Origin of the sequence: Apilactobacillus kunkeei DSM 12361 = ATCC 700308, assembly GCF_001281265.1 — a bacterium.
GTDB lineage: Bacteria > Bacillota > Bacilli > Lactobacillales > Lactobacillaceae > Apilactobacillus > Apilactobacillus kunkeei.
On record NZ_JXDB01000007.1, the window covers coordinates 186,083 to 202,197 of the forward strand.

Below are 16,115 nucleotides of genomic sequence, written 5' to 3' on the forward strand. Positions count from 1 at the left end.
ACAATCTATATTAAATACTAACAGATTAGCATTACAATTTACAGATTGAAGTTTACTAACTTTAGTGCTGTAATAGGAATAAATAACTATTAGGAGTTGAACTAGCCAAATGTCTAATGATTATCCATATCAAGATACTTTTGAGATTGATTTACAGAATAAAGGATTAGCAAAAGTAACGATTAACGAATACACGAAAATCCTATCTGACATGTTTGACTACCTATCCGATTTCAATAAGGGCTATCAAGAAAATCATAAAGTCAGTAACCTGTTTAATCGTGATATTGAAGAATATCTTCAAATGCTTTTAGACGAACGCAAAATCAACCATAACACCTATAACAAGGTTCTATCACACATTAATGTCTATTTTAATTACCTGTTCACCCATCAATTGAACAGTAATTTACCAACAATTGATATTAAGGGATTAAAACACGAATCTAAGAGCGAATTAGATACTTCCTGGTTAGATAATATAAATGTCATTCTAGCTGACGCAAACGTCCATTTTTACGCTAGAATGACCGTTCTACTAATTAGTAAGGGATTTAAATCTGAAGAATTCCTCCAACCTGGTTTTTATCGATTGTTTAATCAAATTACTTTCTCGGATGAAGAAAAATTTTTCATAAACTTGTTCGATAAATTCATTCAACCAATTCAGTTAAAACAAAATAGTCAGGATATCTTTTTAAAACAACGACTAGCTGAGGATCCACACATCACTTCTGCTGGATTGCATAAATACCTAACCCCTAGTGAACAATATCTAGGATTCTCACTTAGCCCATCAGAATTATTTACGGGTTATGTCATTGATTTCATCAAAAAAAATCCAGACCTAAGTGACTCAAAACTATCAAGTCAATTAAATCTGGATTTATCATCGATTAATTATTACAAAGGATTAATCAAAAAAGACTAATCATCCATGTATTCATCAAGCATAAATGCAGCTTCATCATCATTTGGTTGAAGTTGAACATACTTTTTAAGAAGTTCATATGAATTATCGCGGTCACCGTATTCACGGAAGAATAATGCTGCTTGTTTTAAGAAACTAGCATTATCAGAGAAATATGGTTTGGCAGCTAGGTAATTCTTGTGAGCTTCTTTTAGTTTGTCTAACTTATCGTATGAAACAGCAAGGTTCCAGTAGAATTGCGGATCCAATTCATGATTTTCAATGTAACTATTCAACAATTCAATGTTTTCTTCATAGTCTTCTTTGGCAACCAATAGGTTAGACATTTCCAAGACGATTTCAATGTCGTCTGGATCAATTTCGTTTCCTTGTTGTAGGTATCCCAGTGCTTCATCATTTTCGGAAAGCTTAAGTGCTTCACGGGCTGTTGCTAAGAATAGCTTTTCGTTATATTGGTCAACACTTAGCCCTTCTTGCAATACACGATATGCTTCTTCTTGTTTATTAACAGCATCTAATGCTTGTCCTAAGTATGGGTAAAGGGTGGCATATTGTGGATCTGAGTCACGAAGTTCCTCAAATAAATCAATTGATTCTTCATATTCCTTTAGTTGTAGGTAAGTGAACGCTGTTTCGAACTTAACATCTGAAGACATATCAATTGTCTTAATTTGTTTTAGGTATCCAATTGCGTTTTCAAAGTTACTGTCATTAGCGTATGAAATACCAATTCTTTCAACAATGTTTACAGCTGATAGATTGGTGATTCCCTTTTTAATCAAACTTAAGTACAAAGGAATGGCCTTATTGTATTCGCCCATTGTGTAATACAACTCTGCCAACGCAAATGTGATTACTTCCTCGTCAGGAGCTAATTTTCTAGCTTCTAGCAGCTTTTCGCGGCTAACTTCGAATAACTCTTGAGTTTGGTATAAGTCGGCTTGAACCATCAAAGATTGAAGATAAGCAGGTGAATCTTTACTAATCTTGCTTAATTGTTCTAAAGCTTCATCAGTGTTACCTTCACTGATTAAAATATCAGCGATGTCGGTTCTTAGTTCATCTTCATCAGGGAACTTCTTTAAAAGCTTTTCATATAGTTCCTTGGCTTGGTTGGTGAAACCATATGAGTATAGTTCTTCAGCAAGTGAATACACCATTTCATCACTATCATGGTGTAATGCTAAATTATATTGTTTATTAAATTCATCGATTTTTCCTTCTTCAAGGAATTCTAGTGCTTTTTGTGAGTAGCTCAAAAAATCTCGCTCCTATCATTTAAAACATATAAAAAAGGCCAGCCCGTAAAACGGACTAGCCTAATTATAGCATACTGTTATTATTTAACAGCATCCTTTAAAGCCTTACCTGGTTTGAATGCAGGTACTTTGCTTGCAGGAATTTGAATTTCTGCACCAGTTTGAGGGTTACGACCCTTACGAGCAGCACGTTCACGTACTTCGAAGTTACCGAAGCCGATTAATTGTACCTTTTCGCCCTTAGCCAAACTACCTTGGATTGAATCAAATACAGCATCAACTGCTGCAGTTGCATCCTTCTTAGTTAAACCAGTTTTAGTAGCAACACTACTTACTAATTCTGCCTTGTTAGCCATGTGTGTTTCACCTCCCACAATGTTCGGAAAACAATCTATGCTTTTCGACTTATGTAATCACAACAAATTAATGTCATTACAGTTATTCAAGATATCACATAAATGCCCACAATTCAACGATTTTTAATGTTTTTTAGCATAAAAAATTAAAATTTTTTGCTAAATAACCTTTATTACTTACGTTTTCTGGAAATGATTTTAATCGGAGTCCCAGAAAAGTCAAAGTGTTCTCTAATTTGATTTTCAATATATCTTCTGTATGAGAAATGCATTAGTTCTTCATCATTTACAAAGATAACAATGGTAGGTGGTTCACTTGTAACTTGAGTTGCATAGTAAATACGTAACTTTCTACCATTGATACTTGGTGTTGGTGTCATGGCAATTGCATCCATCAAAACATCATTTAGCATTGATGAAGAAATACGCTTAGCATGGTTGTCATAGACACGCTTGATCAAGTCAGGAATTTGACTTAGACGTTGCTTAGTCTTAGCTGAAACAAACAAGATTGGAGCATATGATAGGTATTGGAATTGACTTCTAATCCCTGCTTCGAATTCTTGTTGAGTCTTACTGGTCTTCTTCAAAGTATCCCATTTATTAACAATGATGATGACACCTTTTCCACCTTCGTGGGCATAACCAGCAATACGCTTGTCTTGTTCACGAATACCTTCTTCAGCATTTAAAACGATTAAGGCAACATCACTATTATCGATGGCTTTCATCGCTCTCATTACTGAGTATCTTTCTGTATTTTCGTAAACTTTACCACGTTTTCTCAATCCGGCAGTATCCACCATTGTGAACTCTTGACCATCTTGTTCAAATTCAGTATTAATGGCATCTCTAGTTGTTCCGGCAACGTTTGATACGATTACTCTATCTTCACCTAAAATGGCGTTAACAAGTGAAGATTTACCAACATTAGGACGTCCAATTAGACTGAACTTGATGTTGTCGTCATTTTCTTCTTCTGTTTTTTCATCGAAGTTCTTAATAACTTCATCCAATAAGTCACCTAGACCTAATCCATGGGCACCAGAAATTGGATATGGATCACCAAATCCTAAGGAATAGAAGTCATAGATGTTAGCACGACTTTCAAAGTTATCAACCTTGTTAACGGCTAAAACGATTGGCTTATTGGTTCTATATAAAATTCTGGCAATATTATCATCAGCGTTAGTAATTCCTTCTTTTCCATTAACCATGAAGATAATTACATCAGCTTCATCCATTGCGATTTCTGCTTGCGCAGTGATTTGTTTTACGAATGGTTGATCACCTATTTCAATACCACCGGTATCAATCATACTAAATTCGTGTCCTAACCATTCACCGTGAGAATAAATTCTATCTCTGGTAACACCAGGAGTATCTTCAACGATAGAAATTCGTTCCCCAGCAATACGATTAAAAATTGTTGATTTCCCAACGTTAGGTTTTCCAACAATTGCAACTGTAGGTAAACTCATTTAATATTCACCCTTTCTTTCATAATGAAAAAAATATCCTTCACCAAAAAATGAAGGATATTTTTAAAGATTATAATATATTATTGATTATCTTCGTCTAATCCTTTACCAACAATGTCACCTAAAGTGAATCCATTTTCTTCTTCAGGAGCATTTTCAGTAGCTTCGACATGTTCACTTGAATCTTGAGCATTTTCTGGTTCAGGTTCAAGAGCACGTAATGATAAAGCTAAACGATGTTCACTTGGGTTAACATCTAGAACTTTAGCATCAACTGTTTGACCAACCTTTAATACATCAGAAGGTGTATTAACATGTTTGTGTGAAATTTGAGAAATGTGAATTAAACCTTCAACACCAGGAATTACTTCAGCAAAAGCACCAAAGTCAACTAATCTCTTGATAGTTGCCTTTACAGTACTACCTTGTGGAGCCTTTTCTTCAACTTCATCCCATGGTTGTGGCTTAGTTTGCTTGATTGAAAGTGAAATTCTTCCACGTTCTTCGTCCATAGCAATAACCTTAACTTTAACGTCTTGGCCATTTTCTAGAACGTCAGCCGGTTTGTTTACACGTTCGTATGAAATTTCTGAAACGTGAACTAGTCCGTCGATACCACCAAGGTCAACGAAAGCACCGAAATCGGTCATACGTGCAACTTTACCTTCAACAACATCGCCAACGTTTAACTTGTCCATAACTTCTGAACGAGCTTCTTCTTGGTTCTTAGCTACAACGTCGCTGTGTGAAAGAACTAAACGGTTCTTTTCAGGAACGATTTCAACAATCTTACATTCGAATTGTTGACCGTTGTATTGGTTTAAGTTTCTTACAAAGTGGTTAGTAATCATTGATGCAGGGATAAATCCACGTACACCAGCGTTTACTACTAAACCACCACGTACTGCGTTTTGAACAGTAACGGTAATAGTTTCATTGTTTTCAGCTTTTGCCTTTAATTCGTCCCAAACCTTACGTTCTTCTAAACGACGAATTGATAGAAGGAAGCTTCCACCTTCTTTATCATCACCGATACGTGAAATTACAACAAATTTACCTTTGTCGCCAACTTTAAATTTGCTTTCAACGTCATCAACAGGTTGTGAGGATAGTTCACGACGAGGAACAACTCCTTCAACCCCGGTGTTGTCAATACCAATAATTAATTGATGATCCTTGTCAAAGGCCAAAATTTCACCACTGACAACATCGTTAATATTAACTTGGTCCACATTATCCAAGGCTTCTAATAAATCTTTGTTTGTTTGTTCATCTGATTCACTCATCTGATATTTCCTCCTTGAGACTACTATAACTTACATTCTAGACTATGTTATTAATAAAATCTAGTTTAATGATTAAATTATAGTGTTTGTTTTTTTGTTATTTCATCAGAGATGGCATTAACCACTTGATTAATTGACATTGAAGTAGTGTCAATTTCCTTTGCATCAGCAGCTTTTGTCAATGGAGACACGGCTCTATGAGAGTCTTTGTAGTCTCTTTCTTCAATTTCTTTTTTCAATTGTTCTAGTGGAACATGAATACCCTTTTCGGCATTATCTTTAAAACGACGATCAGCTCGTTCATCAACACTAGCAATTAAGAAAATTTTAACTTCAGCATCTGGTAAAACTGTTGTTCCGATATCTCTACCGTCCATAACTATACCACCCTTAGCTGCAATGTCTTGTTGTCTTTGAACAAGTTCTTTTCTAACTGCACCTAGGCTAGCAACAGTTGATACGTTATTAGTAACATCTTCTTGTCTAATATCGTTAGTAACTTCTTGTCCATCAAGGAAAACTTTTTGTTGTTTTTCCCCAGGTTCAAAAGTAATTTCAGTATCATTTAACATGTCCAAAATCACTTTTTCGTCATCCAAAGGATATCCTAATCGTAAGGCCTTTAGAGTAGTTGATCTATACATCGCACCAGTATCACAGTAAATGTATGAGAATCTTGCTGCGACTAATTTGGCAACTGTACTTTTTCCAGCAGACGCTGGTCCGTCAATCGCTACTTGTAACTTACTATTATTCATAAACTTAAACACCACTTAATTTTATTTTACTAGAATCTTTTGGCCGTTTCTAACCTTGTTAGAATCAGCAATACCGTTAAGTCTCATTAGACTTTGAACACTTGTACCATACTTCTTAGCAACACGGTATAAATCAGTCATACCATCTTGGCCAATAACAGCATATCCACTGTTGTTAGCAGTTGTTGATTGGTTGGTAGTTGTTGTTTGATTTTGTGTGTTATTGCCATTAGTTTGGCCTTGAGTATTATTGTTTGAGTTGTTCACGCTTGATGAACTGCTCATTGCTGAAGAACTACTCATTGAACTTGAGCTAGACTTCATTGAACTTGAACTTTCTTTATCCATATCACTTGATTTCTTCTTTGAAGACATTGAAGAAGATGATGAAGAATTAGTTGTTGTAGATTCAACGTTGTTGCTACCACTTGGGCTACTAATCATTCCGTATACTAGTGCAAATAATCCAATTACTACTAGGATTGTGATTAAAACGATTGCAACTGTCTTATGTCCTCTATGTTTTCTTCTATTTTCTACTCTTGAAAAATTACTGTAATCGTCGTTATTATTCAAAATAATGACCTCCTAATAATATCTTATGTCTTAATTATACATGAATTTTACTATTTAGAAAAAAGAGTTTGAATAATACTTTGCCATTTAACGTTTCGTGGCCGCGAATTCAAGCTTTTGCTTTCTTGAACTAAATCCATCTGTTCTAATTGTAATTGGGTGTCATCCCCATTACAACAATTTTCATCGTGCTCAGAGAAAATTTCGTTAAAATATCTAAGCAAAAAAGCTCGCTTACATCCTTTTGTTTTCACATAACCCAACATTTGGTTTAATGATGTTACTAATTCGTTTCTTCTTCCATCAAATATATTAATTACTTCGTTTTTCGTAAACCCACTTTGAAAATAATAATTAATGAGGTTGGCTTTTTTGTCCAGCTCATTATCTTTCAATTGTTGATAGTGATCATAAAAGAAGTTAATCATATCTTCGCTTGGAATTGTGTCATCAATAAATCGATATTGTAAAATCTCGTCTTTTTCTTTATACAAAATAACTGAGATGCTTTGTTTACCATCCCTACCAGCTCTTCCCATTTCTTGAACGTATGATTCCAAATTAGCGGGCATGTGGTAATGAATGACAAATCTGATGTTATCCTTATCGATTCCCATTCCAAATGCACTAGTAGCACAAATGATATCAATTTGGTCGCTAATAAACTGATGTTGAATCCGATATCGACTATCAGCATCTAAATCAGCATGATAAACTTCAACGTTTAGTTTGGTTTTCGCTTTTAACCACTCACAAACTGCGTTAGCAACCTTCTTACTAGAGAAGTAAATAATCCCTGGTTTCATTAATTTATTGACTAGGTAAAGCAACTGGTCATTTTTATCTTCATTGCTAGTAAATGTATCAACGCCCAATGCAATGTTAGGTCGATTCGTCGAATACTTAATCGTTTCTACGTTTGGCAAACCAATTTTTTCTTTAATGTCTAAAATCACATCATTAGATGCGGTAGCAGTCAGCATTAATGTAGTCGGATGATTTAAGCTTATGATTATATCTTTTAGGTTTAGATACTCAGGTCTAAAATCTGGTCCCCATTGATTAATACAGTGCGCCTCATCTACCACAAACAATGAAATTTTGATCTGCTTAAAAGCATCTAATACATCTGAATTAGATAACATCTCTGGTGAAACGTAAACATACTTGTAGTTATTTAAATTTTTGATGACTCTTTTGCGATCAACCCAAGAAAGATTAGATGTTATCGCAACCGTTTTCTTTTCACCAAGGTACCTCATTCTATCAACTTGATCTTGCATTAATGAAATTAACGGTGATATCACGATTAACATCCCATCAACCATTTTACCAACGTATTGATAAATAAGTGTCTTACCTGTACCAGTTGGCAACACGCCTAATGTATCTTTGCCATCTAGGATTGATTGGATAACCTCTTTTTGCCCAGAACGAAAGTCATCAAAGCCAAACCATTTCTTTAGATGTTTCTTTAATTCTTCATCACATAACATCTTGTTTGCTCCTTAATATTTGATAAATTCTGAACTCAAAAAAATTGATATCTGTGCTTTCGCTTATTTGACGATATTGCCAATCATCAATTGGTTGGTTATCAAAAGCTTGGCATAATGTTCTTTCATCTTCAGAACTAATGATTTTAGCGTAGGGAAACTTACCTTCCGGCAACCAAATGGCCATCTCTAATAGATGTTCTCTTACAGTTGATAGCTTTACGTTTAGGTTATTGGCGATTTGATCTAGCGCATTACCACTAACAAATTGCTTATACGTTTGAATAGCATGATGGTTCATCTTTAAAGTTCGCACGTCATTTATCAACGGTAATAATAACTGGTCATCATCATTAATAATATAGTTAATAAAATCGACCCAACCATCATATTCCATGAAGAATGCTTCAACATTTGAAACGCCCATACTATCCGCCAATTGACCGTTTGTCATCCCATAGACATCATGGCCAATCATTTGTTGAGCGATGATATTAGCCTTCTTCTCATCAACCTGTGATAAGTACGTGGTTAAATAATCTTCTAATCGACTTACGATTTCTCCTTTATTTTGAATAAACCATCTTTTAACAATCATCGCGCTCTTCATATCTGTTTTAACGGGATAGTAATTCTTATTTTGGTAGCTATATTCTGATACTGATTGAATGGCTAATAATATTCTTGCTTTAAACTCACTCACATCATAATCATATTGATACGATGTGTTCTGTAATATGTAAAAGGATTCCTTTACAGAATCCTTTTTTATTTGACCTTTTGTGGTCAATTGATACTGAAATTCATTAACTGGTTCAACTAATCCATCTAAGATTAACTTTTTGATTGCTCCGTTGATAGAATTCAGATCATATGTTTTTAGAATTGCTGAGTATTGTAAGATACCGTAACGCATTGCCCAGAAAAGTGTTGAAACGGTTCTTTTTCCGTTTAACAAATTCTGAATTAATTTAATTCTTCTTGGTTGCGTCGATGATAGAAGCAATAACAGCAAATCTTTGTTCATTGTTTATCTCTTTTCTTTATATTTTTCCCATGCATTGCTTCTGTTATATACAATCACGAAGACAATACCAATGAATAGTCCCTTGATAATGTTAAATGGTGCGACTGTATATAATACAGAATCCAATAGGCTAAAGCTCAATTTAAATCCTGTTAAATTGATGTATAGTGGTGTAATCACAAAATAGTTCAATACACTCATAACTATAGTTAACATGACTGTTTCGAACAGAACCATAATAACGTATTTAGCGTTATTTTGAACTAATTTGTTAACCAATGTAACTGATAACACGATTGTTAAACTAGCGATTAATAACGCTGAAATACCAATCAGATTAATCAAAGAAACACCGGTAAAAACGAAGTATAGTACCGCTCTTAGCAGTGCTACAATCAAACCACTACGAGTTGATAATAACACAGTTGCTAAAAGAATTGGGATATCACCAAAATCTAACTTCATGTATGGTGCCATTGGTAAGATAGGCACTGATAGATAGGTCAATAGATATGCCAATCCTCCTAAAATAGAAACCTGAACCAGGTTTTTCAAACTAAAACGACTACTTGTACTACTTAACATAATAAATCCTCCATATGAGGAATATCTTCAAAAAAAGCTCATTGATCCATCGAAGACCAATGAGCTTTTGCGTACTCAAAAAGAGATCTTCTTTATACCAGACTGTACTGTCGGCTTTGGAATTTCACCAAATCAACTATCAAACGATAGGTAGCGGGCTGTAACCGCCGGTCGGGAATCTAACCCTGCCCTGAAGATAAACCAATTTTTATTTTTTCAAGAATGATTATAGCAAAAAAGGCTTGTTTTAAACAAGCCTTTTATCTCTTTTCAGTCATTTCGTATAACTTTTCAACTTCGAATTTCTTCAATGGGCGGTAATCACCTGGTTGTAATCCCTTTAGGTTTAAGAAAGCAAAGGATTCACGTTTCAATTTTTTAACCGGATGACCGATGGCCTTGAACATGTTCTTAACCTCATGGTTTTTACCTTCATGAATTGTTAATTGCACAACGGCAGTCTTCTTACCATTATCGGTTTCTAAGACGTTTGTCTTGGCAGGTGCGGTCTTCTTACCGTTAATTTTAACACCTAGTCTTAGTTGTTTTAACTCGTCGTTAGTTGGAATTCCTTCAACCTTAGCAACATACGTCTTTTCAACTTCGTACTTAGGATGAGTTAAACGATTATCCAAGTCCCCATCATTAGTCATCAGTAAAAGACCAGATGTATCGTAGTCCAATCGACCAACTGGATAAATTCTTTGTTCAACATCTTCGAAAAAGTCTAGAACAGTCTTTCGATCTTTTTCATCAGACACTGAAGTGATAATTCTTCTTGGTTTGTATAACAAGTAGTATACTGGTGCTTCCTTGTTGATTGGTAAACCATCAACTTGTACTTCATCAGAAACTTTAACCTTTGTTCCTAGTTCAGTAACAACTTGACCATTTACCTTTACGCGACCGGCTAAAATAATTTCTTCTGATTTACGTCTTGAAGCTACCCCGGCTTTAGCCATTATCTTCTGTAGTCGTTCCGCCATTTTCTTCCTCCTGAAGTAAAATTTCATTGTCTATTTTTGGTAATTCGTTTAAGCTCTTAATTCCAAACAACTTCAAAAAGTTATCAGTTGTCGTATAAAGCTTTGGATGACCCGGTACTTTCTTGTAACCGGAAGTGGCAATTAGACTTTGTCTCAACAATCTTTGGACCGTCTTACTGCTGTTCACACCTCTAATGTCATCCACTTCAACCCTCGTAATTGGTTGATTATAAGCAATAATCGTAAGTGTTTCTAGCGCTGTTTGAGTTAAAGAAATACTTTCGTCGCTTTGTAAATATCCCTTAATCAAGTCGTTTAATTCTTCCTTTGTGGCAATTTGAACCTTATCAGAATATTCCATCAACGTAAACGGTGAGTCTTCGTTTTCAAAAGACTCCTTTAGTTGATTCATTAACGTTTCTAGCTCACTAGTACTTAGTTTTAATAATGTGCTTAGATTGTCGTATGTTATTCCATCTTCACCAGATATATATATTAGGCTCTCTAGCTGCGCTAACTTACTAACCAATTACTCTTCACCTTGCTTTGCGATTTTTTCTAAATATAGTTTTTCGTCAATTTGACCGACCTTGACCTTTTGTTCCTTAACAAGTTCTAGTAATGACAAAAATGTAGTAACTACAAATTCAACGTTACTGGTCTTATCAAATAAGGAATCAAATTCAACCGATTTCTGTTTGGATAATCTATCCATAACATACGTTGATTGCCCTTTGACAGTGTATTCCCATTCAATCACTGAGTGTACGTATGGTTCGTTTGATTTAATCTTTTCAATAATTCGATCAAACGCTTGTTGAATTAAATCGATACTGAATTTTTCGTTATCATTAAAATCAATCATCTCATCGACACTTGGTAAAACGGGATCAACACTGTGATATTGACTAGTCTTAGTCTCCATCTTCTTCAATACTTTTGATACTTCTTTATATTCTTGATAAATCAAAAGTTGATTTACTAGTTCATCCCTTGGATCTTCGTAATCATCATCTTCGTTGATTTCATCATTTCTAGGCAACAATAGCTTCGACTTAATTGCCATCAAATTGGATGCCATTACGAAGTACTCACCTGCGATATTAACGTTTAGGTTTTTCATCTCAGTTAAATATTCAACATATTGCCTGGTAATCTTTTCAATTTGAATGTCATAGATATCCATTTCAGATTGCTTGATTAGATGTAATAGTAATTCTAAGGGGCCATCAAAATCATCAATGTGAATATTTATATTGTTAGAGTTATTGAACTCTGGTTCCATTACGTTTCTCCCAAATTTCACAGATTGAAGTGGTATCCATTGTTCCGACAATCTTTTTACCCATGTATAGGTTATTTAAATCATCAATCATTGAACAACAGTTATTAATGTTCCAAGAATCTGGTGTTAAGACTACTCTTCTTAGAACTAACAAATCATTTTTTTGTTCAATTGCGACTAATCCAGCCCAATTGTCATCTTGATTTTTCCATAAGTAAATAACACGGTTATCACTATCTTCATACCAGTTCATTTCATCTTCTAAATGATTGCCCTTATTCATGTCTGGTAATAAAGAAAGCATATCCATAGCGATTTTTTTATATTCTGTTCTATATTTTAGTAGCATCCCCAATTCCTCCAATCTGTGATTTAAGCGTGTGGATGAAAGTCATCAAACGCCTTATTTAAATGTTCATGGGAAACATGTGTATAGATTTGAGTTGTCGAAATATCCGAGTGCCCCAATAGCTCTTGTACAACTCTCAAATCGGCTCCATTTTCTAGTATATGAGTAGCGAATGAATGACGTAAAGTATGTGGTGTAACCTTTTTCTTAATACCAGCTAAACCAACGTAGCGTTTAAGCTTTTGCCAAATGCTTTGTCTACTCAAACCAGATCCATGAGCATTTAAGAATAGATAATCACAATGTCTTCTTTTTAGCAAAAGATTGCGACTGTTTTCCATATAAGTGTATATCCATTTAATGGCTTGAGAGCCAATCGGAATAATTCTTTCCTTGTCTCCCTTACCAATAGTTTGAATAATTCCCATATCTAAATGTAAATTATCCATCTTCAAATTAACTACTTCGCTAACACGCAATCCCGTTGCATACATGACTTCTAATATTGCCCTATCTCTAATGCCATATTTGTCGTTTGTATCAGGAACTGCCAGCAACTTATCAATTTCCTTGATTGTCAATACATCTGGTAAATGATTGGCTGATTTAGGAGTATCTACATTGACCATCGGATCTTCGATGATGAAGTGATATCTTTGCAAATACTTAAAAAACTTTTTCATCGTTGAAACAAAACGGATTATGGAATTTCTTGCCTTTCCACAATCCTTCATGTACTTCATATAATCTAAAATTGTATTGGAATCAACTTTTTTAAATTCATTAATATGATTGTCCTTTAAGTAATTGATAAATCCTTTAATGTCTTGATGATAGCTCTTAATCGTATTGTCTGATAAACCACGCTCAATCACCAAATAATGTAAGTAGTCCTTAACTGCGGAGTCCATAATATCACCCGATTTTATTCAATATCAGTTTCTTTACCCTTTTCAGTTAATAACATTTCACCATCTTTTTGTTCAATCAGACGGTTCTTCAAAAGATTACCTACCGCACGTTTGAATTGTCCCTTACTGATACCAAAGAAAGCCTTGATATCTTCAGGGGTACTCTTGTCGGTATAAGCAATTTTTCCATCTTCTGATCTCTTCAAAACAGCAAAAATCATTTTTGAATCGTCACTAATTGCTTCATATGCACGAGGTTTCATTGAAAGGTTCAATGTTCCATCTCGTAAAATTCCAATCACACGTACGTCAACTTGTTGACCTAAGCGTGGTTCCATTTCACGTTCGCTCGGATGGATAAATCCTAGTCGATAGTCATCTGTGATAACACGAGTTCCAGCTAGCTTTAATCTGTAAGTTGTCGCCTTCATGTTACGGTTTTTTAGCTTGGGATTAGCTGGAATTGAAATGCTCTTAAAGATTTCTTCATCAGCTAATTCACCCCAAATTCGATCTTTTTTATCGATTTTCAAGGCAATCATGACTTTATCACCATGTTGAGGCCATAACTTTGTTAATTCGGGAAGATCATCGATTGATACGGCGATGTCCTTGTTAGGTAAACCGATATCAACAAAAATTCCCAATCCATACTTGCTTTGGACAACTGTTCCAAATGCATAATGGTCCACTTGAACATCTGGAATGTTTCTTGTTATTTGCATCTTGTGATTTTCATTTTCATATGCAAATCCCTTAAAGTTACTACCAATTTTTAGTGGCTTTAATATTTCGTCCTTATCCAATAGGAATGTTGTTCCTTCAATTTGAACAAAATAATTTTTGTCATTTTCGTCAGTTACTTTACCAGAAACAACACGGCCTAAAAAGTTATTCATTAATATTCCTCATTTCGAATCGTTATATGTCAATTCTACACTAATTTACATAATATTTCGATAAAAAAAGAGGATGCATTTAAAATGCATCCTCTTTTCGATTAAATATTATAGTGAGTTAGCAGCGCCTGCGTAAACAATTCCGCGACGTGCGTCTACTGTAATAGTTTGACCGTCTGAGATGTTTTCAGTAGCACCCTTAGCGCTAACAATAACAGGAATTCCTAGTGAAATACCTAATACTGCAGCATGTGATGTCATACCACCATCTTCAACGATAATTGCGCTTGCCTTCTTAATAGCTGGCAAGAAGTCTTTGTTGGTATTCTTAGCTACCAACACGCCACCGTCAACAGCCTTGCTGTTTGCATCGGCAGCGTTACTTGCTAAAAAAGCTTTACCGATAACAGTCTTGTCACCAATACCTTGTCCTTGAGCAAGTTCTGAACCGATCAACTTAACGCTCATCACGTTAGTTGTACCCTTTTCGCCAACAGGTAAACCTGCAACTACAAGGATTAAGTCACCTTCCTTAGCTAAGCCAGTTTCAACTGCCTTCTTAGCTGCGAAGTCGAACATACCATCACTGTTTTCTGGCTTGTCAACAACGATTGGTTGAACACCCCAGTTAACCATTAGACCACGACGTACACGGTCATCAAAAGTTAATGCTAAGATATCAGCATTTGGATGGTACTTAGAAATCATACGAGCTGAGTAACCAGTTGAAGTAGTAGTTACGATAGTCTTGATGTCAAGATCCTTAACCATTTCAGCAACTTGCTTACCGAATGCTTCAGTAACGTCACCATTGTTGAATGCAGGACGAGCGTCACCGTATTCACCGTAGTGGTTTTCAGCCTTAACGTCTAACTTAGCCATAGTAGCAACTGCTTCTGCTGGGTAGTCACCGTTAGCACTTTCACCTGAAAGCATAGTAGCATCAGTACCGCTTAATACAGCGTATTCAACGTCTGAAGCTTCAGCACGTGTAGGACGTGGGTTTTCAATCATTGAGTCCAACATTTGAGTTGCAGTAATAACTGGTTTACCCATTTCGTTACATCTGTGGATTAAGTGTTTTTGAACGATTGGAACATTTTCAGCTGGGATTTCAACAGCCATGTCACCACGAGCAATCATCAAACCATCAGAAACCTTCATGATTTCTTCAAAGTTGTCGATACCTTCTTGTGATTCAATCTTAGGGAAGATTTGAACGTCTTCTTTGTGTTCGTCTTCAAGTAATTTACGGATGTCTAAAACATCTTCTGGTTTTCTTACAAATGAAGCGGCGATGAAGTTAATGTGCATTTCTGAAAGACCAAAACGAATGTCGCTTGAATCCTTTTCAGTAATACCTGGTAAGTTAATTGAAACACCAGGTGCAGTAACAGTTTTACGTGAACCTAGAGTAGCGTTGTTTTGAGCAACAACAACTAGTTCTTTGTTATCTTCATCGATTTCTTTGATAACTGAGTCTAAGATACCGTCATCAAATAAGATGTGGCCACCAACGTGAACGTCGGCTAATAAGCCAGGGTAAGTAACGGCGATTTTTTCTTTAGTACCTTCAATAGATTCGTCCATTGAAATTCTAAATTCGTCGTTAGTGTGGAATTCGATCTTACCATCTTTTTGGATAGTAGTACGGATTTCAGCACCCTTAGTATCAAGCATAAGACCAACAGTCTTACCAGTTCTCTTTTCGGCTTCATGAACTTTGTTTAAACGATCAAAGTGTTCTTCATGGTCACCATGTGAGAAGTTAAATCTGAAAACATTAGCGCCAGATTCGATTAATTTGACAATAGTGTCAACATCGGTACTAGCAGGTCCTAATGTACTTACGATTTTTGTTTTCTTCATAAGTAAAAATCTCTCCTTTTATTTTGTATGATAAATCATCCCTAAAAGATGACTATCATGC

At 35.3% G+C, this 16,115-nt stretch carries 17 protein-coding genes and 1 riboswitch; of the genes, 1 reads left to right on the plus strand and 16 read right to left on the minus strand.

Going from position 1 to position 16,115, the window contains the following annotated elements; translation table 11 throughout:
* Positions 1 to 109: 109 nt before the first annotated feature.
* A complete protein-coding gene (locus tag RZ79_RS03775) occupies positions 110 to 931 on the plus strand; it encodes a phage integrase N-terminal SAM-like domain-containing protein (RefSeq protein ID WP_054450066.1) in 822 nt (273 codons plus the stop codon).
* Here RZ79_RS03775 and RZ79_RS03780 read toward each other — a convergent pair.
* From RZ79_RS03780 to pyk, 16 genes are all read right to left on the minus strand, one after another.
* Positions 928 to 2,190, minus strand: a complete 1,263-nt coding sequence (locus RZ79_RS03780) for a tetratricopeptide repeat protein (protein ID WP_054450068.1) — start codon at positions 2,188 to 2,190, stop codon at positions 928 to 930. The genes RZ79_RS03775 and RZ79_RS03780 overlap by 4 nt on opposite strands.
* Before the next feature lie 80 nt (positions 2,191 to 2,270).
* Positions 2,271 to 2,546, minus strand: coding sequence for an HU family DNA-binding protein (locus tag RZ79_RS03785; RefSeq protein ID WP_034530808.1), 276 nt, complete (start codon positions 2,544 to 2,546; stop codon positions 2,271 to 2,273).
* Positions 2,547 to 2,719: 173 nt separating this feature from the next.
* Complete coding sequence (gene der / locus RZ79_RS03790) at positions 2,720 to 4,027, minus strand: ribosome biogenesis GTPase Der (protein WP_053795477.1); 1,308 nt, start codon at positions 4,025 to 4,027, stop codon at positions 2,720 to 2,722.
* Between the two features lie 80 nt (positions 4,028 to 4,107).
* Positions 4,108 to 5,313 (minus strand): 30S ribosomal protein S1, encoded by a 1,206-nt coding sequence (rpsA, locus tag RZ79_RS03795; protein ID WP_053795478.1) that lies wholly within the window; start codon positions 5,311 to 5,313, stop codon positions 4,108 to 4,110.
* 77 nt (positions 5,314 to 5,390) lie between these two features.
* Complete coding sequence (gene cmk / locus RZ79_RS03800; RefSeq protein ID WP_054450071.1) at positions 5,391 to 6,071, minus strand: (d)CMP kinase; 681 nt, start codon at positions 6,069 to 6,071, stop codon at positions 5,391 to 5,393.
* A gap of 21 nt (positions 6,072 to 6,092) precedes the next feature.
* Positions 6,093 to 6,647, minus strand: coding sequence for a LysM peptidoglycan-binding domain-containing protein (locus RZ79_RS03805; RefSeq protein WP_054450073.1), 555 nt, complete (start codon positions 6,645 to 6,647; stop codon positions 6,093 to 6,095).
* A 50-nt stretch (positions 6,648 to 6,697) separates the two neighbouring features.
* Complete coding sequence (locus RZ79_RS03810; protein WP_054450075.1) at positions 6,698 to 8,143, minus strand: RecQ family ATP-dependent DNA helicase; 1,446 nt, start codon at positions 8,141 to 8,143, stop codon at positions 6,698 to 6,700.
* Positions 8,133 to 9,170: a helix-turn-helix domain-containing protein gene (locus tag RZ79_RS03815; RefSeq protein WP_054450077.1), complete on the minus strand. Its 1,038-nt coding sequence runs from the start codon at positions 9,168 to 9,170 to the stop codon at positions 8,133 to 8,135. The genes RZ79_RS03810 and RZ79_RS03815 overlap by 11 nt, the downstream gene beginning before the upstream one ends.
* A gap of 3 nt (positions 9,171 to 9,173) precedes the next feature.
* Positions 9,174 to 9,755 carry an ECF transporter S component gene (locus RZ79_RS03820; RefSeq protein ID WP_054450079.1) on the minus strand — a complete coding sequence of 194 codons (582 nt, stop codon included), beginning with the start codon at positions 9,753 to 9,755 and terminating at the stop codon, positions 9,174 to 9,176.
* Positions 9,756 to 9,836: 81 nt separating this feature from the next.
* Positions 9,837 to 9,957: riboswitch (FMN riboswitch) on the minus strand.
* Positions 9,958 to 10,015: 58 nt separating this feature from the next.
* Positions 10,016 to 10,741 (minus strand): pseudouridine synthase, encoded by a 726-nt coding sequence (locus tag RZ79_RS03825; RefSeq protein ID WP_034530795.1) that lies wholly within the window; start codon positions 10,739 to 10,741, stop codon positions 10,016 to 10,018.
* Positions 10,710 to 11,270: an SMC-Scp complex subunit ScpB gene (scpB, locus tag RZ79_RS03830; RefSeq protein ID WP_054450081.1), complete on the minus strand. Its 561-nt coding sequence runs from the start codon at positions 11,268 to 11,270 to the stop codon at positions 10,710 to 10,712. Before scpB ends, RZ79_RS03825 begins: the two co-directional genes overlap by 32 nt.
* The gene (locus RZ79_RS03835) at positions 11,271 to 12,026 is read right to left on the minus strand and encodes a segregation and condensation protein A (RefSeq protein ID WP_054450083.1); all 756 of its coding nucleotides are present in this window, start codon (positions 12,024 to 12,026) and stop codon (positions 11,271 to 11,273) included.
* Positions 12,007 to 12,375, minus strand: a complete 369-nt coding sequence (locus RZ79_RS03840; protein WP_034530791.1) for a hypothetical protein — start codon at positions 12,373 to 12,375, stop codon at positions 12,007 to 12,009. The genes RZ79_RS03835 and RZ79_RS03840 overlap by 20 nt, the downstream gene beginning before the upstream one ends.
* A 23-nt stretch (positions 12,376 to 12,398) precedes the next feature.
* Positions 12,399 to 13,286, minus strand: a complete 888-nt coding sequence (gene xerD / locus RZ79_RS03845; RefSeq protein ID WP_054450085.1) for a site-specific tyrosine recombinase XerD — start codon at positions 13,284 to 13,286, stop codon at positions 12,399 to 12,401.
* A gap of 14 nt (positions 13,287 to 13,300) precedes the next feature.
* On the minus strand, positions 13,301 to 14,185 hold the full coding sequence (locus tag RZ79_RS03850; protein WP_034530787.1) for a CvfB family protein: 885 nt from the start codon (positions 14,183 to 14,185) through the stop codon (positions 13,301 to 13,303).
* 108 nt (positions 14,186 to 14,293) lie between these two features.
* Complete coding sequence (gene pyk, locus RZ79_RS03855; protein WP_054450087.1) at positions 14,294 to 16,054, minus strand: pyruvate kinase; 1,761 nt, start codon at positions 16,052 to 16,054, stop codon at positions 14,294 to 14,296.
* Positions 16,055 to 16,115 lie beyond the last annotated feature (61 nt).